Raw genomic sequence first — 26,227 nt, forward strand, 5'->3', positions numbered from 1 at the left:
TTTTCAATAAGTATATAAAGATGAAAAATCTTTACTTAATGATTTTATTAATTTTTTCCTTTAAAGGATTTGCCTTAGGACAGGGCAAAGATGTGCAGATAAGCCTTAACCTAAAAGATGCCGCAATTACTGAGTTCTTCAACGCAGTCGAACAAAAAACCTCTTTTACTTTTGTTTTCGACGAAAAAATAACCGGAACATCACAGCGCATTTCAATCTATGCAGAAAAAGAAAGTCTTGACGGAGTGCTTGCAAAGGTGGCTTCTAAAACTGGACTTTCATTTAAAAAACTGAATAACACTATCACAGTTACCAAAAATCTTCGTGCGCAAATGAATGTAAGAGGAAAAGTTCTGGACGAAAGCGGTATGCCAATGCCGGGAGTTACCATTCTAGAAAAAGGAACAAAAACGAATACAATGACAGATATGGAAGGAAATTTCAGCTTTGCTGTAAATGCTTCGGCTGTTTTGGTTATTTCCTATATGGGATACGTAACTCAGGAAGTTGCCGCAAATGCTAATCCATTTACCATAATAATGAAACCAAGTACAAGTGAATTGAATGAAGTCGTGGTAACAGCTTTGGGAATTAAAAGAGAAGAAAAAAAATTAGGATTCTCGCAACAGACTATAAAATCTGATAATTTATCTCAGGGACGACCAAACAACTGGTCATCAGGATTAAAAGGAAAAGTAGCAGGTTTAAGCATTACTTCTACAGGTTCTGGTCCGTTAAACTCACAGCAGATTACACTGAGAGGAAACAGATCCTTAAGTCCGAAGGGAAATTATGCACTGATTGTTGTTGATGGAGTTCCCGTAAATGCTGAAATGACAACTTCAGGTTCAAGCAGTGCCTATATGGGAGAAGATTCTCCAATTGATTACGGAAACGGAATTTCTGATCTTAATCTAGATGATATCGATGAAGTTACAGTTTTAAAAGGTGCAGGTGCAACTGCACTTTATGGAAGCCGTGCGGCAAACGGAGCCTTAATTATTACGACAAAATCTGGAAAGAAAAACAAAGGTTTAGGAATCTCTTTTAACACAGGAGCAACATTTGATGTGATCCAAAGATGGCCGGATTATCAATATAGTTACGGACAGGGAACAGGAAATTCGCCAGATGCTTCGGGCAACCAATATTATTCTTATGGAAATTCGGCAGACGGAACTTCAACCAGCGGAACCAGCAGTGCTTGGGGACCCGCTTTTACAGGACAAAATTTTTACCAATATGATCCTGCTTTGCAAGGACAGTCAGCACAGAGATTGCCTTGGCAGTCTTACAGAGACAACCGAAAAGATTTCTGGAGAACGGGTGTCACTTTAAACAATAATATTTCTATTCAGGGTGGAGATAACAAAGGATCGATGCGTCTTTCTGTTGGAAACCAAAAGAATGAATGGATTATGCCAAATACAGGTTTTGACAGAGTTACTGCAGCGGTTAATGCCAATTATCAAGTATCTGACAGAATCAAATTGGGAACTGCGATAAATTATAATACAAGAAATAGTGACAATTTACCTTCTACAGGTTACAATAATGGTTCTATTGCGTATTTTATGATTTTTCAGCAGCCAAACATCGATTTGGATTGGTATCGTCCAATTTGGGTAAAAGGCAAAGAGCAGATCGAGCAGTTGCATCCTTTTAGTTCTTTTATAGATAATCCGTACTTGATTGCTTATGAAGCTACCAATACATTAAACAGTGACCAGATTGTGGGTAATATTTTTGCTAACATTACTTTGTCATCCAATCTGGAATTAATGTTGCGTTCTTCTATGAATACTTACAATCAGACAAGAGAACAAAAAAGACCTTACAGTATCAACAGATATGCGAAAGGATTTTATGAAAGGCAAGATGTTTTCAAACAAGAAATAAACTCTGATTTTTTACTTTCTTATAAAAAAGACTTCGGTAGCAAATTCTCTCTTGCCGCTTCTGCCGGAGGAAATGCCATGAGTTATAAATACAGAAGAACAGAAGCCGAAGTAACAGGTTTGGTTGTACCAGGAGTTTACAAACTTTCAAATGGTTCTAGCGCGCCAATTTTAACTTTAGGTGATGCTTACAAAAAAATGAGCAGTTTGTATGGTTTGGTATCTATGTCTTATGCCGATATGCTTTTTGTTGATATTACAGGAAGAAACGACTGGACTAGTACGCTTCCGGTTGAGAACAATTCATTCTTCTATCCGTCGATTAATACAAGTGCCGTTATTTCTGAAATGGTTACACTTCCTAAATCAATTGATTTCCTGAAATACAGACTTTCTTTTGCTCAGGTAGGAAATGATACAGAACCGTACAAAACTCAGAAATACTATGGACAAAGTGCTTTTCCAAGTTCTGCGCAGACTTTGACAGTTTTATACAACGATCATTTCAAACCTGAAATTACAACAAGTTTCGAAACAGGTTTTGAAATCAGAATGTTTAAAAACCGACTTACAGCAGATGCTACGGTTTATGAAAGTGTAACTAAAAACCAGATTATTGATATTCCGATGGATTTTTCGACAGGTTACAGCGGAGCAGTTTTGAATGGAGGAAAAGTAAGAAACCGAGGCGTTGAAATTACCCTTGGTGGAAAAATTATTGATGGTGAAAAATTCAAATGGAATTCAACTGTAAATTGGTCTCGCAACTGGAATAAAGTAATGGAATTACCAGAAGGAATCGATGGTCAGCAGATTATTGGTACAGGAGGAACAGCTTCTATTATTGCAAAAGTAGGCGGAACAACAAGCGCAATTTACGGTTTCGGATTTGTACGCTCTCCTGATGGCCAGATTGTTTATGATAATGCAGGTCTTCCAGCATATCCTGAGGAAATTCAATATATCGGAGATGCAAGCCCAAAATGGAAAGCAGGTTGGGTTAATAGTTTTTCAATCGGAAACTTTACTATGAATGTGACTATTGACGGTCAGTATGGAGGAATTATTTATTCGCAGACACATCACAAGCTTTCTGAACAGGGAAAACTAAATTCAAATAGTATGGGCAGGGAAACTGGCTTTATCATTGGTGAAGGTGTGGTTCAGAATGCAGACGGTTCTTATTCTCCAAATACTATACAAGTAAAAACAGCAGATTGGTATACTCGTTATTACAGAAGAGCCAATATCGAATCCAACTCTTTTGATGCTTCTTTTGGAAAACTTCGCGAGATCAGCCTTCAATATAATATGCCAAAAAGATGGCTTAAAAATACAGGACTTCAGTCGGTTCAGTTTTCACTTTTCGGAAGAGATTTAGCAACCGTTTCTGATTTCCCAATTTACGATCCTGAGACAGCAGCATTAAACGGAGATACCATTTTGCCAGGTATCGAAATGGGACAGATGCCGTCTCCAGCTACTTACGGTTTCAATTTAAGTTTGACTTTATAATAAGACAATGAAAAAGATAAAAATTACAGCAATACTATTACTGCTTACAGGACTTGCTATTTCCTGCACAGGAGGTTATGAAGAACTAAATGAGAATCCTAATCTTATTACCGAAATAAGTCCGGGTACTTTAATCAACCCAATTATTTACGGAATTGCTTCTCAAAACGCAACTCAGAGCGTAGATGTCACTTTCAATCTAATGCAGGTTTCGCTTCCTTTTCCGAGTATCTCGGGAGGTTTGCATCGTTATGATGTAAGCAACAATATTGGAAACTCAGCATGGAATAATTATTACAAATGGCTTAACAATATTAGAGAAATGCGAATGGCTTCTGTAAAAGCGGGAGACGGCAATTATGAAGCAGTAGCGTTAACACTAAATGCGTTGGTGTATGCTAATCTTACTGATCTTTTCGGGCCGGTTCCAATGACTGAAGCAGTAAGTGGAGAAGATGGCATTCTATATCCAAAGTATGATACGCAGGAATTTATCTATGAAACGATTTTAGCTGATTTAGAAAGAGCTAATACTTTGTATGATACAAGCAAAGCCATGATTTATACAGAAGATATTTTGTTTCAAAACAATGTCCTGAAATGGAAGAAATTTACCAATTCTCTTAAAATGAGATTATTGCTAAGAGTTTCAAACAGAACAGAAACGGGAGCTTTTGCAAAACTGGCTTATATGGCAGATCATCCTGAAGTTTACCCTGTTTTTACTAATACTGCCGAAAGTGCAATTTTGAAAATAACGGGCGTATCTCCAAATGTTTCTCCATGGGGAAGACCGCAGGATTTCAATCTTAACATCAAAATGGCTTCTTTCTTTATAGATAATTTGAACACGCTCGAAGACCCAAGAAGGGCTATAATTGCAACTGGTGCGACAGCTTTGGTTACCAATGCGCCAATCGGATTTAAAGGAATTACAAGTGCATATGCAGGTTCTGATTCTCAGTTCAAATACAATGCTTCAACACTTTTGAACACGCAGGTGCAAAATCCAATGCAGATTTTTCTTTTAACGTATGCTGAGGTTGAATTTATTAAAGCAGAATTAGCACAAAGGGGGCTTATTACTGACGCCGCAGGACATTATGAAAAAGGAGTGAGAGCAGGAATCGAACAATTAAAAGCGACTACTCCAACAACTTATTTTAGCAAACCGGAAGCACAGTACGACGGAACTTTACAAAGAATCATGTTGCAGAAATATTACGCTTTATATTTTACAGATTATCAGCAATGGTTTGAATATCGTAGAACAGGATTTCCTGTATTGCCTACAACAACCGCGATGTTAAACAATGGAGTTATGCCATCTCGATTCACTTATCCAGATAATCAGCAGATTAAAAATACCGAAAATTATCACAAAGCAGTTGAAATGGTTGGAGGCGATAATATCAATACAAAAGTTTGGTGGGATAAATAAATAATAAGAAATGAAAAAGACATTTATATATAGCGCATTATTGTTTTGTGGTGTTTTAACAGCTCAGACATCTGTAAAAGGAATCGTGTTTGAAGATTTGAATCAAAACGGTAAAAAGGAAAAAAAAGAAAAAGGCATTGCAAATGTTGCCGTGACCAATGGTCGTGAAGTAGTTTTAACCGATAAAAAAGGAAATTACGAATTGCCATTGCAAAGTGATGCTATAATTGCCGTAATCAAACCTTCAGGATACAAGATTCAGGTTAATAAAGATAATCTTCCTCAGTTTTTCTATAACCATAAACCTGCGGGGTCTCCTAAAGGGAAATTTGAAGGCGTTGCGCCAACAGGAAAATTACCGGAATCTGTAGATTTTGGATTGCTTCCGCAGAAAGAAACCAATGATTTTACAGCTCTTGTTTTTGGTGATCCACAGCCGTATAATTTGGAAGAAGTTGATTTTTTCGCAAGAGGAATTATTGCCGAAGTAGAAGGCATTAAAAATATTCCGTTTGGATTAAGTATGGGAGATCTGGTTGGAAATGATCTTAGTTTATTCAATCCGTATATTCAGGCGGTAAAAAAAGTTGGAATTCCGTGGTACAATCTTTTAGGAAATCATGATTTAAATTTTGATGCTAAAGCAGATAATCTTGCTGACGAAACTTACGAGGCTCATTTTGGACCTGCTAATTATGCCTTCAATTATGGGAAAGTGCATTTTATTGTTTTAGACGATGTTTTGTATCCTGATCCAAGAGATCATGAAGGTTATTGGGGCGGATTTACTGAAGAGCAAATGCAGTTTATAGCAAATGATTTGAAAGTAGTTCCAAAAGATAATTTGATCGTTTTGGCTTTCCATATTCCGATAAGTGAGCCAGATTCTAAAGATGATTCTTTTAGAGATGAAGACCGTCAGAAATTATTTGAATTATTGAAAGATTTTCCAAATACGCTTTCGCTTTCGGCGCATACGCATTTGCAGAGACAGGATTTTTTCGAAAAGAAAGATGGCTGGTTACAAGAAACACCACATCATCATTACAATATCGGAACAACATCTGGTGATTGGTATTCTGGAAAACTAGATGAGAAAGGAATTCCAATTTCGGTTATGAGAGACGGAACGCCAAAAGGATATGCTTTTATTCATTTTAATGGAAATAAATATACCGTTGATTATAAAGTGGCAGGAAAACCGGAAAATTATCAGATGAAAGTTTTCGCTCCAAAAGTGGTTGCTAAAGCAAAACGTACAAAATCTGGAGTATTTGCCAATTTTTTCATGGGAAGTAAAAAAGATAAAGTGGTTTATCGTGTAGATCAAGGAGAATGGAAAGAAATGGAATATGTAGAAGTTCAAGATCCATCTTACGTAGAATTGGTTTATGAATGGGAATTATCTGAGGTGCTTATGCCAGGAAAACGTTCTTCAGATCCTGAAAAAAGTACTCACGTCTGGAGAGGAAATATTCCTTCTGATCTTGCTATTGGAGAACATGCTATCGAAATCAAAGCAACTGATATGTTTGGTAAAACGCACACTGCAAATACCACTTACAGAATAGATAAAGTAAAATAAAATGCTGAAATTGAAAAAGATAATTTGTGTTTTAATTGCGCTGGCTACCGTATATTCCTGCGGTAGTCAAAAAGCAGTTACGACAAAAAGAACGATAGAAGTTCAGGGACATCGAGGAGATCGAGGCAATTTTCCTGAGAATTCTATTCCTGCTTTTCTAAGTGCTGTAAAAAAAGGTGCAGACGTTGTAGAACTGGATGTTGTGATTTCCAAAGATCAGAAAGTAGTCGTTTCGCATGAGCCTTTTATGTCTTCGCAATATATGCTTGACAGCGAAGGAAAACCAATTGTAAAGGAGAAAGAAAAGAGTTTCAATCTTTATGAAATGGCATACGACAGCATTAGAAAGTTTGACGGAGGTTCAAGAGGAAATAATACTTTTCCTATGCAGCAAAAACAAAAAACATACAAACCTCTGCTTTCAGAAGTGATTGATAGTGTTGAAGATTATATTGCTAAAAACAATCTGAAACCAGTCCGATACAATATCGAAATCAAATCTGAAAAATCGGATTACGGTAAAAGACAGCCTGAACCAGAAGTTTTTACTGATTTGGTTATGAAAATTATTAAAGAGAAAGGAATTGAGCGAAAGATTAATATTCAGTCTTTTGATCCGACAGTATTAAATGTGATGCATAAAAGATATCCGAAAACAAAAATTGCCTATTTGGTTGGAGACGGTAGTATCGCTAAAAATCTTTTGTTGCTTGATTTTAAACCAGAAATATACAGTCCGCATTATAAATTGTTGAACCAAGAAGCAGTGGATTCGCTTCGATTCATGAAGATGAAAATTATTCCGTGGACTGTTAATGATGACAAAGCAATTGATAATATGATACAACTTCAGGTAGACGGAATTATTACGGACTACCCCGAAAAAGTATTGCAAAAACGGGCTTTGTAGAGTCAATGTTTTTTGAAGAATTAATTTAATAAAGAAAGATTTAGTAATGAATGGAATAAGTTCCAGAGAGCACCGGATTATTGCAGCGGCCTTTGATAAATTCGAAGCGATGTCTTCGATATTTTCTTATGCATTAGGAGAATCACAGGAATCTGAAATCCGGGAAGGAATGGAATCGCTGCAAGAGTTGTATGATAAATATAATAAGCTTTACAGCGAACTCGAAAAATGTATTAAAGAATATGAAGGAAAGAAAAAAAGAGTCCGAACGGTCATAAACAAAGGGAACCGAAAATTGCTTTCTGAACTGCAAAAAAATTCGCCTTTATTGAATTTTTAGTTCTGATTATTCATATTTCTTATAGTTGCAAAACCTTCAAGTGTAAACTTGAAGGTTTTTGTCGTTGTTTTTTTTTAGATTTCTTAAGCAATGCCTAATATTAGAAATAAGCGGGGTAATAAAAGATGATGTTAGCAATAGATTATTTTTTGGTTAATTACTTGGTTTTACGATGAAAGAGAGAAAAATTAATGGCGTAAATTTACGAAGTTAGTATATTTAATTCAGGTTTAATCCTCAAAATGTAAAGCGTGCACAATCATCTTATTCCTTCAGAAGTTTCTTGGCTTTCTTTCAATAATTGTATTTTGGATGAAGCCGAAGACTTAAATAATGCAGTGTATGACCGAATCAAATTTTTGGCCATCCATTCTTCTAATCTGGATGAGTTTTTCAGAGTCAAAATAAATAAACTGCAGAAAAAGAAGACTAAGAAAAACAGTGATCTTTTAGAAGATGTTTTAAAAGAAGTAAATAGACAGCAAAATAGATTTGGAAAAATATGGAGTTATTCCATTTTGACTGAATTGGCTTTAAATGATATCATATATTATGAGTATCAGGAATTGCTGCCTGTGCATTTAACAGAAATTGAATATTATTTTAAAAGTATTATTCTTTCTTATATACAGGTCGTTTATATTACATTAAATCAGCCCAAAACTTATTTTTTAAATAATAGAAGTTTATATTTTTTGGTAAAATTAAAAGACAGCAAAGGCAATTATAATTTTGCTTATCTAAATATTCCTTCAGATAAACTGGATCGTTTTAAGCAGTTAGAAAGTATAGAAAACAGACATTATGTTATTTCAATCGATACGACAATCAAAAATTGTTTGTCTTTGATATTTCCTGCGGATAAAATTATTTCGTGTAATGCCATAAAATTAAATCGAGATGAAAATTATTTAATTGAAGATGAAACTTCAGGTGATTTAATAGCTAAAATTGAAGCAAAAGTGGAAGAACGCAAGAAAGGTTCTGCCACAAGATTTTTATATGATTCCAATATGGATGCAGATTCTTTTTCAATCTGTAAAAAAGCCTTCAAACTTTATAAAAGTGAAATGATAAAAGGAGGAAGTCATCATAATTTTTTTGATTTATTCAAATTTCCGAATCCTGTTAAACCTAAGCTTCAGGGAAAGTTTTACCCAAATCTTCCGCATTTGCCTTTTGAAAATAACACTTCAATTTTTGATGTTATAAAAAAACAAAATCAACTGCTTCATTTTCCTTATCAATCGTATTATTATGTGCTTCAGTTTTTTAATCAGGCAGCGATAAATAAAAATGTTACGGAGATTAAAATTACACTTTACCGAATTTCTTCTCAATCTTTAATAGCAAATGCTTTAATCAGCGCTGCAAAAAACGGAAAAAAAGTAACCGTTTTTGTTGAGGTAAAAGCGCGTTTTGATGAACATAATAATTTGTACTGGTCTAAAGAAATGAAAAAGGCCGGCATTAAAATCATTCAAAGTCTTCCTAATTTGAAAGTACATGCCAAAGCAGCTATGATTACAATGAAAGACAAATTCGGCAATAAAAAGAATTATGCCTATTTGTCAACAGGAAATTTTAATGAAAGCACGGCAAATATCTATTCAGATTTTGGTTTTTTTACGGCAGAAACGGGATATACCAATGATTTGAAAAAGATTTTTACATTTTTAAAAACCAAGAAAAAAGGAACAGAACCTAAGCATATTTTAGCCGCTGGCTTTAATATGAAGGAAAAATTACTGGAATTGATTGATACTGAAATAAAAAATAAAAAAGCAGATAAACCGGCGTCGGTATTTTTAAAAGTGAACGGACTGGATGAAAAGGATATTATTGATAAACTTATTGAAGCCAATAAAGCTGGTGTTGAAGTTACATTAATAGTCCGCGGAATATGCACGCTTTTGCCAGGAATTAAAAAAGTGTCTGAAAATATAAAAATCTACCGCATTGTCGATATGTTTTTAGAGCATTCCAGAATCTATAAATTTGCCAATAACGGACAAGAAAAAGTCTATTTATCTTCTGCTGACATGTTAAGTCGAAATTTAAACAGAAGAATAGAAGTGGCTTTTCCAATATATGATGAAAAATATATTGAAGAAATAAATAAAATAATTCAACTACAGTTGGAAGATAATACCAAAAGAAGAATAATAAACAGCGACGGATTGAATGAATTAGAAATTGATGATCATGAAAATCCAAGACGTGCGCAGACCGAAACTTACAATTGGATTGCTGATGTCAATAGAATGTCCTAAATTATTTTTGTGGCAGTCTTATCAAACACATATAATATTAAATTAATATATCAGAGCACTGTAAGAGATATCGCAGAGATGTGTTTAATTTTTCATTTTATTAATAATTAAAATGATTATCACTTTTAAAGAATTGTTTTTGTGGATTCTTCTTTAAGATTTTTTAAACAGCAGTAAAGATATTTTAAATCTCATAGCGAAGAAAAATGAAATGTATTAGATAATTTCGAGAGTAGAATTTAATTAAACTGCCTCAATCTTTATGCTATGAAAACAATCCAATTCAGAACAGATGATCTTACTCAATACACTGTAAACATTAATCAGATCACTTGCATGTTTCCAGCAGACGAAGCCAAAGGAACATGGGTTTATTTGAGTTGCGGAACGCGATTAAAGACTCTAATTACTCTTGATGTTGTTTTGGAAATGATTGATGATGCTAAAAAATAAATGAAAAAAAAGCGATTGAATAAATCAACCGCTTTGCAAAAACATCAACAACAACTTGAAAATACTATTTAGTATATTTTTTTCTTAAGATATTTATTTCTTTAGGTCCAATTCCCATTTCCTGTTGCAGAAAGTTTTCTACACTTCCGTATTGGGTTTTGATACCACCAAAGAAAGAACGAATAAGTTCTGGTTTCAATGCCATTTCATTTTCAATTTGAGCTTCAGTAAGACCACTCATTTTGGCAAGCGGAGCCATCATTCCTTTATTCATTTTCTTCAGGTAAATGTTTGAGGCTACATAATCTTCTTCGATCTTTTCTTGTGGAACTTGCAAAACATAAAGAAATAATGCTGTTGCCATACCTGTGCGGTCTCGTCCGCCCGTACAATGATACATTACCGCTTCTTTTTTATCAGCAGTCAATAATTTTACAAATAATGGGCGAAATCTGTCGCCACTGTATTTTACAGCATCAATTCCGTAGAATTTTTCAAGAAAACCTCCTTCTTTCAAAAGTTTAACCATTTGTGCTGGATTAGGAATACTGTCGCTTCCAGCAGGACTTAAAGTATAATCTGTATTTTGAGGCAAACGGTCTGGAGCCGCTTTAGATTCGGCAACACCTCTAAAATCGACAACCGTATGGATTTTCTTTTTGTCTAAAAGTTTTATGTCTTCAGGAGTTAATTTGTCAACGCCAGCACTTCTGTAAACTTTTCCCCATACAACCTCTTTTCCATCTGTAGTTTTGTATCCTCCGACATCTCTGAAGTTTAAGGCTCCTTTTACAGGAACAAGCCTTTTTATGCTGTCGGTAAGCTGTGCGTTTGCTAATGTCTGTACCAAAATGGCAGCTATAATTATTGTTTTTTTCATTTTTATATTAGATTAAATTATTTGTTTTTAAAAGATGTCGTAACGTAAACCTGCCTGTCCGCGGCTTCCGTACCATTCTTGCGATGTCACACGAAGTTTGTTATCTCCCATATACATTTTAACAGGAGAATCGGTTAGGTTGTTTAATTCGATAAAAACTTTTAGCCTTTTGTTGATGTTTACTGTAGCAGAAGCATCAACTGTAAAGTTTGAATCTGTCCAGATGTAATAATTTGGACCTAATTGCTGATTGATGCTTTCAACCGAATTTCCACGGTAATTACCAGCAAGACGAACCATAACACCATTTCTTTCGTAGAAAAGGATGGCATTAAACAAGTTTTTAGATTGGTTAGGCAAACTTGTTTTATCCTGAACAACAGTCGTACCGCTAACGCGAGGAACTTCTGTTTCTGAATCAATAAAAGTATAGTTGAACTCTACTCCAAATCCGCTCCAGAATCCGTTAAGAAAATCAAATCTCTTGTTTATTCCAGCTTCAAAGCCATATAATGAGGCTTTGTTTAAGTTTTTAGCCTGAGTAACCAAATAATCGCTTCCGTCAATGTTTTGCATGCTAACATCAGTAAATACAACATCTGTGATATTTTTATAAAATGCTCCTCCAGATAATAATCCGACATTTTCAAAGAAATATTCACCCATTAAATCATAATTGTTACTGAATGTAGGTTTCAAATCAGGATTACCTTGTGTGATTGTCATAGGAGATGATGTCGTATTAGTTGAGCTTCCAGGCGTCATATCGCCAAAATTTGGTCTTACAAACGTGCGTGTATAAGCAGCTCTTAGATTTGATTTATCACTTAGCTTGTATTTTAAGTGCAGCATAGGAAGAAAAGAATCATAATTATTTTCGACAACAGACGGACTTAATATTACTGTTGCAGGCGTTCCTTGAGTGGTTGCTTTTGTACCATTCAAAGTCATTTTTGTAACTTCACTACGAATACCTCCAACTATTTTAAAGTTTTCTGTAGCGTCTATTTCAGCCATTGCATAACTTGCAAATACATTTTCATCTCCCGTATACAAAGAGGTAATATTTGTTTTAGAAGTTACATCCATAAATCCGTTTGCTTTTTGAAACGGAGTTCCGAACATATCAAACAGTTGATTTTTAGTTAAAGGATTTACAATAAACTGACTGAAATCGCCATTCATGTTTCCGAAAAAAGCGCTTCCGCTAGGGAAATTAGTCGTTTGAAGATTAGATAACGGAACTAAAGCTGGTGAGTTTGGAACTCCAAGTGCCGCAGCCGGCATGTATACAAAGTTAGATCCGTATGTGCTTGTTCTATCTTTGTGGCGATATTTAGCCCCAAATTTCAAGTTAACTTTCGAGCTTGCTTCAACTTTTAAATTAATCTGGCCAATCTGATCTCTTTCGCTATTGTCCAATTGTGCGATTACCAATTGGTTTAATAATAATTTGCTCGGATCCATAACTTCATTTGGATTTGCAAGACCTGTTTCAAAATTTTCTACAGTTCCTCCAACTCCGTTTGGCGAGTCAAAACTCCAGTAACGCTTGCCGTCGCTTGAAAGATCAGTAAATCCACCTGTAATTTTTTGACGGAAAGTAGCAATTGGCAAACCTTTGTTTCCTGAAGTTGGAGGCGTATCTAAAAAGTAATCTGATTTATGATTGCTGTAACTCCAATCCACTTTGATTTTTTGTGCGAATTGATGTTCTCCGCCAACTTCAAAACCATTTAAAGCAGTTTGATAGTGAGAGTATCTGTAATTATATTGAAAACGAGTATTTGTATAATCGATGTACGATTCGTATACTGGACGAATATCGTCAAACTTATTAGCCATTCCTCTAAAGAAAATTTTATCAGATGGTGTAAGTTTATATTCCAAACCAACATTCAAACCCTTAGTTTCACGCTCTCCCATATATCTTTTGAAAAGAACGGTATTCAGCGAGTTTTTCTGTTCTACAACAGCAGCTCCCGTATTATAAGTGGCAGCAAATTCATCAGAGCCCCATTGTCTGCTCCAGATAGCTCCAGAAACTATAACGCCCAGTTTATTATTAAAGAATCGGTCACCATAAGTTACAGAAGCATTATAAGTCCCATTTTCACTGAAAGTATTGTAACCTCCCGCAGCACTAACATTTAAGGTACGTTTTGATGGAGCTGTGCGAGTAATAAAGTTGATTGAACCTCCAATAGCATCACCTTCCATATCTGGTGTAATAGCTTTTGCGACTTGTACATATTGTATCATTTCTGAAGGAACGGCGTCAAGCACAGAAGAACGATTTCCCATAACATTTGAACTTGGCAGACGATTTCCGTTAAAGAGAGTAGAAGTCCATGCAAAAGGAGTTCCGCGCACGCTAGCCTGATCCGCTTCACCATGATAACGCGCTACAGCTACACCTTGCATACGTTGTACGGCTTCAGCAGCATTACGATCTGGAAGTTTGCCGATAGCATCGGCAGCCATTACATCCATAATTGCAAGCGAGTTTTTCTTGATACTGTATGCTTTTGCCTGAGATGGCGCCATGGTTCCTTTTACGACAATTTCTTTAAGCGAAGCTGAGCCGTCTGGTACCATTTGGATAAAACCAAGATCAGTTATTCCATTTACCAGTTTTATATTGATCGATTTTGTCTCAAATCCGATATAGCTGATTTCGATAACTGCATCTCCTGTTGTCGGTGCAGTAAGCGTAAAAGCACCTTGTAAATCTGAAACAGCCGAATTGTTAAATGTTTTTCCGATGACATTTGCAGTAGGCAGAGTACCTGCATCACTAGTAATAACTCCCTTAATGGTTTGAGCATTTCCTGCTGTTGTGGCAAATAAAGTAAAGACAGCTGCAAAGAACACTTTTTGGAATATCTTTTCTTTTCTGAATAATAGTTTTAGAATAAATTTTGGTGTCATGTTTAATAGTTTTTTTGCAAAGATTGCAGCGAAATAAACTATGAAACGACTTTGTCGAACTAGAACTACTTTTGGGAAGTGTCAATTTTTATATTTTAGTTTAATGTGTTGAATTTTAAATGATTAGTATTTGTTATTAAATTGTTACGAATCAATTGTTTTGCAATAAGTAAACATTAAATTAACAGCGTCAGGGTACTTTAGCACAAAGATTTTTAGGATGAAATATATAATCGCCATTGGAATATTTCAGGCAGTTCTGGCAGCCTTTTTACTTTTCAGAAATAGATACCGTACAAATGGGGACGATTTATTAATTTCTCTTATAATCTGCATTGCGATTCATCTTTCCATCAAGTTTTTTATTTTCAATTTTGTTCAAGACCCCGAGGTAATCAAGAATATGATAACGAGCATCGGATTTTGCTATGTGCCTTTACTATATCTATATACCTTAAAGACAATTCGGAAAGATTTTGTACCTGCCTCAAAATGGTATGTTTTTATTCCGTTTGTAGTAAGTACTATCGGTTATTTTTCTACGGCATGCGTACTTTCGCTTGTTGCTTCAAAAGGATATTCAATTTTAAATTGGTATAATACAATTTGTTTTTATACGATGGTTCCTTTCGATTTGTTTTTTTTAATCAAGATTATTTTGCTTGCGCTGGATAAGTTGTCAGAAAAAAGACAGGAAAGAAAACTAATCATTCAGTTAGCTTCACTTTTTATATTCATTTGCACATTAAGCCTTTGCTTTGTTCTTTTTAATTCTTTTGTATTTCATTTCAGTACTATAAATAGAAGTATAAGCTATACAGTGCTTATTGTTATTATTCTGAGAATTATTACGTATAAAAGTTCTCTTATTATTGAACCTGAATTAAGCCAAATGCAAAATGATGTTGTTTTATCTGTATCGAATTCGGATGTGATTTTTCAAAACTCTTTAGAAGTAAATAAAGAAACTGTAGAAAATTTTCAATCTTTTTCTCAAGTAGAAAATGTGCAAAAAGAAGCGGAAGAATTAAACATCAAAACTCCAAAAAGAAAAGAGACGTTAAGCCAAAGCGAAATGTTTAAAATCCTTTTAAAGCTGGAAACAGCAATGGAATCAAAAAAGTTTTATACGGATAGTGAATTGACGCTTGATAAATTGGCAAAAAGCACTGAATTAAACAAGTATCATATCAGTGAAACTCTAAATCATTTTGTAAATAAGCCCTTTTACACTTTTGTAAATGAATATAGGATTAAACAAGTTAAAGCAAATTTAAAAGAACTGTCAAATAAGAATCTTAGCATTAATATTCTTGAATTGGCATACGAAGCGGGATTTAATTCGAAATCATCCTTTAACAGATATTTTAAAGAGATTACGGCTCTTACGCCAAGAGAATATATCAACACGCTTAATTCTGAAGCATTATCTTCCTAATAAAATTTCGCTGTTTTTTGTGGTTTTTAATCTTCGGGTTTGGGGTCTGATTTTTTTTATTTGAAGTAAAGATTCGTTAATCAGATTTTTTATTTCGAAGTAAGAAATATTGTGGAGAGAAGTTATTGTGCTTCTGACACTTTCGACATAATTTCGAGTGGTTATCAACTCGGTTTCTAGCTTTTTTAAAATGCTGTTTTCTATGTTTTTATGTTTTTTATAATAATAGATGCAGCTTTGAAGATCTTCAACTTGGCCGCTGATATCAGAAATCGCATTCTTAGAAATCGCACGACTGTAATAATTGGAAAACTCTGAAGGATTGTCTTCAATAACCTTATCAAAATCTTCTATTGCCTTATAATGATAGTTCAGCTTTTGAAAACATTTCGCCCTTAATTGATATAGGGCACTGTCAAATCCCTTATTTAAGGCATTATCCAAATGAAACAAAGCTTCATCAAATTGATTGGATAAAAACAGTTGTGTTCCTTTTTCTAAATCAATAGACTCCTGCTTGATACTTACCTCCAAAGCTTTGCTCTTAAACGGCACACCTAAATTGAGAAACCATTTCATAATTTTTAATATTTATGAGGTTGATTTTTCGGAAATATAAATTCCGAATGAAGAAGAGGGGAATGATAAAGTTAACTAAAAAATTGATATGCACTGTATTATGTTGATAAGTTGTGAGTAAGGTATATTATAATGGTTTTTGGTAGTTAAAGTTCTTTTTTTACTATATGAAATTAAGAATTGCATATTTTTTGCAGTTTTTTTATTTGTACCCCATTTGTACCCCTTATCAATGCATCCCTTACAAATTCTGAAAAGTGAATTTCTGGAACTTTAAAACGCAAAACAAAAAATAATAAAAAGAGTTAAAATGTTATTAATTAATATTTTGACTCTTTTTTTTATGGAGTTGTTTTTTGGGATATTGATCGATTTTTGCTCAGATTTCTACCACATTAATGTGTCAGATTTCGAGGCATAAATTTTGTGTCAAAATGCAGTGATGTAATACTTGTTTTCTTGACTTTTAGAATGGTTTATTTTTAGATAAGTATTTTTTTATTAAAAAAAAACTAAATAAATGATTTGCAGTTGTTTATGTTTTTGTATTTTTGTGTAATACACCCCCCGCAATAAAGCAGTTAACTAAGACCAAAAAAGTTTCTCATTGCTTTAATTGATTTCCACGTCATTTTAAATTTCTGCCCTTCTTGTTTTTTATTTCTGCTAGAAAAATTGTTTGATAACTCTAATAATTAAACTTATGAAGAATAAATTACTCTCATTGTTTTTATTTTTGGGCAGTTATGCAGCTTATTCTCAGGTTGGTATTGGAACACCAATGCCTAATGCGTCTTCCCAATTAGAAGTTGTTGCTGCTGATAAAGGTGTGCTAATTCCTAAAATTAGCTTAACAGGTTCCACAGATGCTACAACCATAAAAAATGGCAATGTAAATAGCTTACTGGTATTTAATACTTCAACTATTTCAGATATTAAGCCAGGATACTACTACTGGTATGACAACAGATGGAATAGAATTGTAATATCAAATGAAATAACAGCAAATCCAGGAACAGTTATTTATAATCCAAATAACCAACAGTTTACCTATATAGATGCTTCTGGAAATACACAAGTTATAGATATTGCGGCTATTGTAAAGGCAAATGAAACAGTTACGAAACTTGTGAATAATGGCGGAGGTTCATATACCTATACTAATGAGGTAGGAACAGCAGTGAATATTGATGTAGTTGGAGATGTAACATCCAATTTCAGTACTATTGTAAACAACCCAGCTGTAACTAATATTATTCAGGACATTGTAAATAAAACAGAAGGCAATGTATCTTTTGATTCTACCACAAACCAATTTACTTATGTCGATGCTTCTGGGAATACACAAATAGTAGATATCAGCACTATTGTAAAAGCCAATGAGACGATAACTACTCTAGATAAAGATGCTTCCAATAACGGACAATATACTTATACAAGTGAAAATGCTACAAAAACGACAATAGATGTAATTGCCGATGTGGTTAATAATTCCTCTGTAATTCTGAATAATTCGAATATTGTTAACCAGCTGACTAATATCATCAAAAGTAATGAGACCCTAACAAGTCTTGTTTATGATGGAACTGCAAGCACTTTAACTTATATAGACGAAAAAGCAGTATCAAATGTAATTAACTTAGTTGATTTAGTAGGTAATGCTGAAACTCAAACTACATTGGTTTATGATCCGGTAGCTAAAACTTTAACCTATAATGGTGAAAGCGGAACACCTACGGTAATCAACTTAGTTGATTTAGTCGGAGATTCTGAAACGGTAACTACTCAAAATCAAAATCCGACAACCGGAGTAATAACTTATACCAACGAAGCAGGAATAGCCACAACGGCACAAGTTACCAGCATAGATGCGGGCAATATTTTAACCGTTGGGACGGATGGTGGAAGTTTGCTAACTCAAGCGGCACTTACAAACGCAACAACAGTATCCAACACATCGGCAGTAAATAATTTGACAACAACCGTTAACGGTGTAACTGGAACTGCTGTACCCATTATTAATACTAACGAAACCTCGTTAAATGGTGGAGATTTAATTACGACAATAAATGGAGTTGCAAGTACACCATTAGATTTAACTCCAATTATTACAGCAGCAACCACCAATACTCTGAGTTTGACAGGGAATATGTTAACTTCAACTGTAAACGGAGTGGCAGCAACATCAGATGCTGTTAGCGGTGTTTCTAATGCTTCGGCAGTAAATACTTCTACTGTAACAGTAAATGGCGTTACTAGTTCGGGGGCCCCCATTATTAATAGCAATGCCACTTCATTAACAGGAGCGAATTTAACAACAACTGTAAACGGAGTTGCAAGTACATCACTTGATTTAACTCCAGCAATTAAAGCAGGTGAAACTATAACTACCGTAACTCCAATAGTCAATTCGGGTAGTGTTATTGCAACTTATACTAACGAAGCAGGAGGAACCCCAGTTGAAATTCAACAAACAGTTACAAAACAAAGTCAGGATCCTGCAACAGGAATTATCTCATTTATTAATGAAGAAGGACTTTCTTCTGACGCTAATGTTATTAGTACTGATCCTGCTAATATCATTACTGTGGGACCAGATGGAGGCGCTTTATTAACTCCTACTGCGCTAGCGGTAGCAACAACTGTTTCTAATACAAGTGCCGTTAATAGTTTAAGTACGACCGTAAATGGTGTAACAGGAACTACGGTGCCTATTATCAATACTAATGAAACATCATTAAATGGTGGTGATTTGATTACAACAATAAATGGAGTTGCAAGTGCACCATTAGATTTAACTCCAATTATTACAGCTGCAACCACCAATACTCTGAGTTTGACAGGCAATACTTTAACTTCTACCGTAAACGGAGTGGTTGCAACATCAGATGCTGTAAGTGCTGTTTCGAATACTTCGGCAATAAATACTTCTACAATAACGGTAAATGGCATTACCAGTTCAGGTGCTCCTATTATTAACAGCAACGCAGCTTCATTAACAGGTGCGAGTTTAACAACTACTGTAAACGGAGTTGCAAGTACCGCTCTGGATCTTACTCCAGCTATTGCAGCTGCAACCACTAATACTCTAACAGCAGTAAATGGAGATTTAATTTCTACAGTAAATGGAGTAGTAACAACTCCTGCTGTTCCTGTATTAATAGCTGCAGATAATGGGCTAACTGCCACAAATGGCAATGTCCAATTAGGTGGAAATCTCATTATTCCAACTACAATTAATACAGACTCTGCAAATACGCTAGCTCTTACAGGTTTAATGCATGGGGACCCAATGAATGAAATTTTGGTTACTGATCCTATTGGAATCATAAGAACTATTAAGCCCGTTGAACTAAATATGAATGATTGGAGTATTAATGGAAATATGGGAATACAATCTCAATTTAATTTCTTGGGTACGCTTGATGATGCTAATTTAGTTTTTAAAAGAAATAATACTCCAGCTGGAAGAATTGAGACAGACAATACCGCTTTTGGTGTTAATGCATTAAATACCAATTCTACAGGGGTTCGAAATGTTGCAATGGGAACATCTGTACTTCCTGTAAATACTACAGGGGAATCTAATACTGCGTTAGGAAACTATACTCTATTTAGCAATACAACAGGATCTAATAATGCAGCATCAGGAACCTATGCTTTGTCTACAAATACGACTGGTAATTTTAACACTGCAACTGGATTTCTTGCCATGCAGGAAAATACTTCAGGAGATCATAATACCACAATAGGTTACTCAGCACTTGCAAGTAACCAAACTGGAAGTAATAATACCGCAGTGGGGTCTGTTGCAGGTGGTATTGGCGGATTTAATGGATCTGGAAATACATTTATTGGTAATAATGCTAATCCAACAAATGGTAACCCTATAAATAATTCTACAGCTATTGGAAATAATTCAAAAGTAGCAACAAGCAATAGTTTGGTTTTAGGAGGCATTGGTACTGATGCGGTAAATGTTGGTATCGGTACTGATTCACCTACGAATACGATTCACATTAAGCCTGTGACAGGAGTCGATCCTATTCGTGCAGAAGGTTTGCAAGTCAGTGTATCAGGAACAAATAACATTGTGGTTGCAGATGCTTCAGGCGTTTTTAGAACAGTAACTCCAAGCTCCTTAATTCCTGCTACAACAGTATCAAACAGTTCTACTCTAAATAGTTTAACAACAACTGTAAATGGAGTAACAGGAACTGCAGTAAATATTGTAAACAGCAATACAACATCACTCACAGGAGCAAGTTTAACAACCACTGTAAACGGAGTAGCAAGTACAGCTCTGGACCTTACTCCAGCTATTGCTGCAGCAACCACCAACACTCTGAGTTTAGCTGGCAATACTTTAACGTCTACTGTAAACGGAGTTGCATCAACATCAGATGCTGTTAGCGGTGTTTCTAATGCTTCGGCAGTAAATACTTCTACAGTGACGGTGAATGGTATTACCAGTACAGGTGCTCCTATTATTAATAGCAATGCTACTTCATTAACTGGAGCTAGTTTGACAACCACTGTAAACGGAGTGGCTAGCACGGCTCTTGATCTGAGTCCAGCAATTAAGGCTTCTGAAACTTTAACAACTTTAACGCCAATTGTAACTACAGGAAATACTATTGCAACTTATACGAATGAAGTCGGAGGAACACCAGTTGAGGCTAAAGAAACCATTACTTCTTTAAAAGATGTGGTAACACAAGTAACAGATCCATTTGGTCAATTATTTGATGTACACACTTTGACTTATACAGACGAAACAAATACACCTAACCCTATTGATTTGTCAGTTTTAGTGAAAGGAGTAGAAACTTTAACGTCCTTAGTATATGACGGTGCAAATCATTCTTTGATTTATAGTGATGAAGATGGAAATGCTACAGAATTTAAAATGGTTGATTTAATTGGTGAATCAGAAACATTAACTTCTTTACAAGTAAATGCTGCAACTGGAACACTAGATTATACAGACGAAAATAAAGTGTTGACACCGCTGGATTTAGGAGCAGCAGTAAAAGAACCTTGGTACAGTACCACCACCCATACAGGAGCCACACTGAATACAGAAGATATTTATACCAATGGATGGGTAGGGATTGGATACACTACTGCATCTGGCGCGCCAAATGAAAAACTAAGAGTTAACGGTGCTATTTCTACAGTAAATACCTATTACGCCGATTATGTGTTTGAAGATTATTTCAAAGGAAAATCTGAAATTAAAGCCGATTATAAATTTAAACGCCTGCCTGAAATTGAAGATTACATCAAAAAACATAATCATCTTCCAGGAATAACTCCTATAAATAGGCTTGAAAAAACAAAAGAGGGATACGCCTTTAATATGTCTGAATTATCAATTCAGCTGTTAGAAAAAACAGAAGAAATCTATTTGCACATTATCGAGCAAAATAAAGCGATTGAAGCAAAAGATAAAGAAATTAAAGAATTGAAAGAAGCTTCAAAAGCAATGAATTTACGTCTTGAAAAACTGGAAAAACTAATAGCAGAAAAGAATAATTAATTGCTATTCATTAGATTTTTAAAATTCTAAAAATAATGAATAGCAACAAATATTATTACAGACTTAAATACTAAGATTATGAAAATAACACTATATAAAACCAAGAAAAATATATTGACAGTATGCTTTATTTTGTTCAGTCTTTATTCTCTTACGGCTCAGGTGAACAATACTAAAATAAAAGACGGAACTGTAAGTACTAGCCCGGAAAAAGCAAAGCCAGGTGCAATTTTCGAATTAGAAAGTAACAATAAAGGAATGCTGACTTCACGTTTAACTACTGCACAACGTGATGCAATTCCGCCTGCTAACCTAACAGATGGATTGTTAATTTATAATACCACAACAGGGTGTTTTGATTATTGGAGCCAGATCCAGAATATATGGCTTAGTATCTGCGGTACACTGCCTCCAGCAGTATTTGAAATTTCTACAGCACAATGTGCCGATGTACAAGCTTTTGGGACTTATAGAAGTGGCCAAATCCTAATTGCCTCAAATTATCTTACAGTTCCAGTTACCGTAACACAGCCAGGAGTTTACACTGTTTCGGCAACTACTACTAATGGATATTATTTTGGTACAAACGGAACTTTTCCAACTGCTGGAACTTACACTTTGAATCTGCCTGCTACAGGAACCCCAAATAATGGAACTGCAGTTGGAGATCCAGGCGATCCTGTAACTATTACATTAAATGGAAAAGCAAGTAGCTGTATTCCACATATTCCTGTAGCACCTGCCGATGTTGATTATGTAATCAATTGTGGCGTTATAAATCCGTTGGGGAATTATTATATTGGAATTCCTTTAACATCTTCAAATAAAATTACTGTTAGTGTAAGTCCTACAGTGTTAGGTTTTTGGAGTATGAATACAAATACGGTAAATGGATACTCTTTTAGCGGTACCGGAACATTTACATCTTTAACCCCAAACCAAACCGTTGAACTTTTAGGAACAGGCACTCCAGATGCATCAGGGACAAATAATTTTAATCTTGTCTCTAACGCAACTACACAGGCAACAGCCTCATGCACCGGTATTCCCGTTACAGTACAAGCGGTAGCGTATACAATTGATTGTGGCACAGCAACACAAAGCGGAACCTATCTGCAGGATGTTCCTTTAACGGCACTAAATACAATAACATTACCTATAAATGTAACAGCAACTGGACAGACCACGATTACTACAACAACCGCTAACGGAATAACGTTTACATCGGGATTAGTAAATTTATCTATTCTAGGAGCACAAAATATTACATTAACAGGCTCTGGAACACCAACAGCTCCTGGAACTACTGCATTAACGGTTTCAGGAACTCCAGGAGCCGCGGCAACATGTGCATTAAACGTAACGATTGGTGCACAACCTGTAACGTATACTACAAATTGTGCCGGAATTACAACTGCTGGTAATTATGCACCTGGTATTGCAATGATGGCTGCGAACACTATGACAGTTCCTGTAAATGTTACTTATGTAGGTGCTTATAGCATTACAACAAATACAGTAAATGGAATCAGTTTTTCTGCAACGGGAACATTCAGTTCTGTTGGTTCTCAAAATGTAATAATGACTGCAACGGGAACGCCAACTTCGGGAGGAACTTTTTCATATGCAATAACTGCGAATAGCACCAATGGGGGGGTAGCTTGTAATAAAAGTATAACATTTGTTTTTCGCACTATGAAAGTATTAGGGCTAGGAGATGGAATGTATCAGCCTGGAACCGCTGGAACCGGAGATGCTTCGAGAGCCATATTAGCTTCAACAGCCAATTTCAGCCCTACGGGAACATTTCAGGTACAAGGCATCACAATTATAAATGGAGGTACCAATCAAGGAAATACATTGAAGAATTTAATTAACACTAATAATATTGATATCATTGTGATTGGATACAATTATCAGCCAAATGCAACATCAATTACGATCCTAAACGATTTTGTTCAGAATAAAAAAGGAGTGTTAATTCATTCACAGGAAAATGATTCATCAGGAACAGCAAACTTAATTAATACAATTTGCGGTTCTTCAACAGCAGTGGTCTCTGGAACAGGAACAACATATACTAATCCTGTTTTAAATGTTTCAGATCCTGTTCTTAGTGGTCCTTTCGGAATCATTACTGGATTTAATTTGGGTAGTGATGTGAACAATTCTTATTATGTTACGGGACTTCCTGGAAATGTAACGAGCCTTTCGACTCAAAATGGAAATGCAACTAGAATATTTTCATTTAAGCATAATACTTTAGGATATCTATACGTAGGAGATTCAGGTTGGACTGCTGGACAGGTTTCTAACACCTCTACTACAACATGGCCTGCAAAATTTGCTAGTACTGGACAGCCGTTGTCTAAAGCATATGATTCTGGAGTTACGGTCTATAATAGTATCATGTACGCCAATACTATGGCATGGGCTATTAAATATGTGCAGGATAATATTAACTCTAGTTATGTTCTTCCTTAAAATAGGAATTAAATACAGATCTCTTTATTGACACAAAGAGATCTGTATTATCTAATGTCTAAATACTAGATCATGAGGAAAATTTATATAAAAACAGGTATTATAGCTTTATTTATGGTTAAATCTGTGGCACAGACTGTTAATATTGGAGATTTAGCAGTTGCTCCTAATACGCAGCTTTCAACTTTATTTAATTTTGATAATAAATCAAGTGGGGATTTATTAATTGACGGAAATTTTATTGCTTATGCTAATTTTAATAATGATGGATTAGTCACTTACAGTGATTCCAGTAATGGAAAAACTTTTTTCATAGGTACACAACAGCAACTTATTTCGGGTGTTGAGACAGCGCATTTTCAGAATATAACCTTTGAAAATGCTTCAGATTTAGTTCCTTTTCATTTGAATACTATTATTGAGGTAGGCAAAAATGTCGAATTTAAAAAGGGAATTGTAGATGCTGATAGTTATAATGGTAAAATGATTTTTGGTCAAAACGCTTTCCATACTGATGCCAGTAACTTGAGTTTTGTTGATGGAAAAGTAGAAAACGTTGGGAATCTAGATTTTGAATTTCCAGTTGGAGATCAATATTACTTTAGACCTTCCTATCATGATAAGGGAGCAAATGCAAATAATATTTATACAACGCAGTACTTTTTTCAAAATGCAGGAAATCAACATCCTTATACAAACAAAGATGAAACGATTATATCTATTGATGAAGCCGAATATTGGAACTTAACCCAAAATCAAGGTTCAGAAAAAATTGTATTAAGTCTTACCTTAGATACAAATACCACTCCTGCTTCTTTTTTTGAAGAAAATCCAGATACACAACTAGCAATAGTTCGTTGGGATGATGCTGCTCAAAAATGGGTAAATGAAGGTGGAGTTACAGCCGATCTTTTAACCGGAGCCAATTATTCTAAACTAATTACAACACAAGTTGGGGGTTACGGGATTTTTACTATTGGAATTGTCACAAATGATGCCCCTGCTCCCCCTACTGATTTAGTTATTTACAATGCTATATCTCCTAATGGAGACGGTATTAATGACAGTTTTTATATTAAAGGAATTAACAAATATCCAGATAACCGAGTAGAAATATACAATCGATGGGGAGTAAAAGTATTTGATGCTTCATCTTATAATGAAAATGATGTAATGTTTAGAGGGTATTCTGATGGGCGAAGCACTGTAAAGAGAAATGAAGGACTTCCAGCAGGAACGTATTTTTATGTTTTGAAATACAACAAAGACAATAAAATGATTGAAAAAACTGGTTACTTATATCTTACTAATGATAAATGATAGTATAAAAATTTTAACTGTTATAGTATGTAATAATATAATGTAACACACTGGTCGAAAAAATTGTAATCATAGATGTCCAGCTATGACAATAAAATTATTCTTTTTCAATTTCATGTTAATATGAAATGCAAGATATAAACAAGAAGATTCGCTATATGCAAAATATCATGTATTAATAGCTTCAACATAAATCTGGTTTATGTGAATAATTGCTAGCCAATTTAATGATAGGAGAGTTGGTTTGGTGCTTTCTTTAGTAATAAAATAGAATCTACAAACGAGAATAATGTATCGTGAGATCTGTCCGATTAAAATAATTCTACTTTAATAGAAGAGCTTCTGTAATGAATCTAGAAACTCTACATATTTGTTTAAACGTGTTTTTGAGTTGCCTTTTTTTGATTTCAAAATCAATTTAAAGGAAAAATCTCCAACTGCATATTTTTTTAAATGTAAAGCATATGTTATGAGACAGTTAGGAAATAAGTTGAAAAAAGATTTAAAAAAGCGGATAAAAAGTATTGCAGAAGCGGAAAAAGGTTCTACTTTTGCACCCGCAACAGCGAAAAACGCTCTTAGACATTCCGGCAGCTTTATGATAATTGAGGGAAGAAATTCTCAGAAAAAAAAGATCA

The 26,227-nt window shown here is 34.8% G+C and carries 14 protein-coding genes; 11 read left to right on the top strand and 3 right to left on the bottom strand.

What is annotated here, in order from left to right; genetic code table 11:
- Positions 1-38 precede the first annotated feature (38 nt).
- The 7 genes from JI750_RS17585 to JI750_RS17615 all read left to right on the top strand — a co-directional run bounded on the left by JI750_RS17585 (position 39) and on the right by JI750_RS17615 (position 10,415).
- Positions 39-3,413 carry a SusC/RagA family TonB-linked outer membrane protein gene (locus tag JI750_RS17585; RefSeq protein WP_236673079.1) on the top strand — a complete coding sequence of 1,125 codons (3,375 nt, stop codon included), beginning with the start codon at positions 39-41 and terminating at the stop codon, positions 3,411-3,413.
- Positions 3,414-3,420: 7 nt separating this feature from the next.
- Positions 3,421-4,854: a SusD/RagB family nutrient-binding outer membrane lipoprotein gene (locus JI750_RS17590; RefSeq protein ID WP_202005124.1), complete on the top strand. Its 1,434-nt coding sequence runs from the start codon at positions 3,421-3,423 to the stop codon at positions 4,852-4,854.
- Positions 4,855-4,864: 10 nt separating this feature from the next.
- Complete coding sequence (locus tag JI750_RS17595) at positions 4,865-6,439, top strand: calcineurin-like phosphoesterase C-terminal domain-containing protein (protein WP_202005128.1); 1,575 nt, start codon at positions 4,865-4,867, stop codon at positions 6,437-6,439.
- Between the two features lies 1 nt (position 6,440).
- Positions 6,441-7,349: a glycerophosphodiester phosphodiesterase family protein gene (locus JI750_RS17600; protein WP_202005132.1), complete on the top strand. Its 909-nt coding sequence runs from the start codon at positions 6,441-6,443 to the stop codon at positions 7,347-7,349.
- Between the two features lie 46 nt (positions 7,350-7,395).
- The gene (locus tag JI750_RS17605) at positions 7,396-7,689 is read left to right on the top strand and encodes a hypothetical protein (RefSeq protein ID WP_202005135.1); all 294 of its coding nucleotides are present in this window, start codon (positions 7,396-7,398) and stop codon (positions 7,687-7,689) included.
- 251 nt (positions 7,690-7,940) lie between these two features.
- A complete protein-coding gene (gene ppk1, locus JI750_RS17610) occupies positions 7,941-9,962 on the top strand; it encodes a polyphosphate kinase 1 (RefSeq protein ID WP_202005152.1) in 2,022 nt (673 codons plus the stop codon).
- A 267-nt stretch (positions 9,963-10,229) separates the two neighbouring features.
- Complete coding sequence (locus JI750_RS17615; RefSeq protein ID WP_202005166.1) at positions 10,230-10,415, top strand: hypothetical protein; 186 nt, start codon at positions 10,230-10,232, stop codon at positions 10,413-10,415.
- 64 nt (positions 10,416-10,479) lie between these two features.
- On the opposite strand, the gene JI750_RS17620 is transcribed toward JI750_RS17615, so the two are convergent.
- Positions 10,480-11,295 carry a tyrosine-protein phosphatase gene (locus JI750_RS17620; protein WP_202005169.1) on the bottom strand — a complete coding sequence of 272 codons (816 nt, stop codon included), beginning with the start codon at positions 11,293-11,295 and terminating at the stop codon, positions 10,480-10,482.
- 27 nt (positions 11,296-11,322) lie between these two features.
- The gene (locus JI750_RS17625; RefSeq protein WP_202005172.1) at positions 11,323-14,226 is read right to left on the bottom strand and encodes a TonB-dependent receptor; all 2,904 of its coding nucleotides are present in this window, start codon (positions 14,224-14,226) and stop codon (positions 11,323-11,325) included.
- A gap of 220 nt (positions 14,227-14,446) precedes the next feature.
- Between JI750_RS17625 and JI750_RS17630 the strand changes: the two genes are divergently transcribed.
- Positions 14,447-15,664 carry a helix-turn-helix domain-containing protein gene (locus tag JI750_RS17630; protein WP_202005175.1) on the top strand — a complete coding sequence of 406 codons (1,218 nt, stop codon included), beginning with the start codon at positions 14,447-14,449 and terminating at the stop codon, positions 15,662-15,664.
- Here the strand turns inward: JI750_RS17630 and JI750_RS17635 are convergent.
- Positions 15,653-16,243 carry a tetratricopeptide repeat protein gene (locus JI750_RS17635; RefSeq protein ID WP_202005178.1) on the bottom strand — a complete coding sequence of 197 codons (591 nt, stop codon included), beginning with the start codon at positions 16,241-16,243 and terminating at the stop codon, positions 15,653-15,655. The two genes, JI750_RS17630 and JI750_RS17635, sit on opposite strands and share 12 nt — an antisense overlap.
- A gap of 703 nt (positions 16,244-16,946) precedes the next feature.
- On the opposite strand from JI750_RS17635, the gene JI750_RS17640 reads away from it, so the two are divergent.
- From JI750_RS17640 to JI750_RS17650, 3 genes are all read left to right on the top strand, one after another.
- Positions 16,947-21,785, top strand: coding sequence for a beta strand repeat-containing protein (locus JI750_RS17640; RefSeq protein WP_202005181.1), 4,839 nt, complete (start codon positions 16,947-16,949; stop codon positions 21,783-21,785).
- Positions 21,786-21,863: 78 nt separating this feature from the next.
- The gene (locus JI750_RS17645; protein ID WP_202005184.1) at positions 21,864-24,269 is read left to right on the top strand and encodes a phage tail-like protein; all 2,406 of its coding nucleotides are present in this window, start codon (positions 21,864-21,866) and stop codon (positions 24,267-24,269) included.
- Positions 24,270-24,341: 72 nt separating this feature from the next.
- Positions 24,342-25,589 carry a T9SS type B sorting domain-containing protein gene (locus JI750_RS17650; protein ID WP_202005187.1) on the top strand — a complete coding sequence of 416 codons (1,248 nt, stop codon included), beginning with the start codon at positions 24,342-24,344 and terminating at the stop codon, positions 25,587-25,589.
- Positions 25,590-26,227 lie beyond the last annotated feature (638 nt).

It is taken from the genome of Flavobacterium tagetis (assembly GCF_016735615.1).
In the GTDB taxonomy this organism is placed as follows: Bacteria; Bacteroidota; Bacteroidia; order Flavobacteriales; family Flavobacteriaceae; genus Flavobacterium; species Flavobacterium tagetis.

What these genes read in the sequence shown, in the direction of transcription:
- JI750_RS17585 (WP_236673079.1), top strand. Translation starts at nt 39, where the DNA reads ATGATTTTATTAATTTTTTCCTTTAAAGGATTTGCCTTAGGACAGGGC.
- JI750_RS17590 (WP_202005124.1), top strand. Translation starts at nt 3,421, where the DNA reads ATGAAAAAGATAAAAATTACAGCAATACTATTACTGCTTACAGGACTT.
- JI750_RS17595 (WP_202005128.1), top strand. Translation starts at nt 4,865, where the DNA reads ATGAAAAAGACATTTATATATAGCGCATTATTGTTTTGTGGTGTTTTA.
- JI750_RS17600 (WP_202005132.1), top strand. Translation starts at nt 6,441, where the DNA reads ATGCTGAAATTGAAAAAGATAATTTGTGTTTTAATTGCGCTGGCTACC.
- JI750_RS17605 (WP_202005135.1), top strand. Translation starts at nt 7,396, where the DNA reads ATGAATGGAATAAGTTCCAGAGAGCACCGGATTATTGCAGCGGCCTTT.
- JI750_RS17615 (WP_202005166.1), top strand. Translation starts at nt 10,230, where the DNA reads ATGAAAACAATCCAATTCAGAACAGATGATCTTACTCAATACACTGTA.
- JI750_RS17620 (WP_202005169.1), bottom strand. Translation starts at nt 11,295, where the DNA reads ATGAAAAAAACAATAATTATAGCTGCCATTTTGGTACAGACATTAGCA.
- JI750_RS17625 (WP_202005172.1), bottom strand. Translation starts at nt 14,226, where the DNA reads ATGACACCAAAATTTATTCTAAAACTATTATTCAGAAAAGAAAAGATA.
- JI750_RS17630 (WP_202005175.1), top strand. Translation starts at nt 14,447, where the DNA reads ATGAAATATATAATCGCCATTGGAATATTTCAGGCAGTTCTGGCAGCC.
- JI750_RS17635 (WP_202005178.1), bottom strand. Translation starts at nt 16,243, where the DNA reads ATGAAATGGTTTCTCAATTTAGGTGTGCCGTTTAAGAGCAAAGCTTTG.
- JI750_RS17640 (WP_202005181.1), top strand. Translation starts at nt 16,947, where the DNA reads ATGAAGAATAAATTACTCTCATTGTTTTTATTTTTGGGCAGTTATGCA.
- JI750_RS17645 (WP_202005184.1), top strand. Translation starts at nt 21,864, where the DNA reads ATGAAAATAACACTATATAAAACCAAGAAAAATATATTGACAGTATGC.
- JI750_RS17650 (WP_202005187.1), top strand. Translation starts at nt 24,342, where the DNA reads ATGAGGAAAATTTATATAAAAACAGGTATTATAGCTTTATTTATGGTT.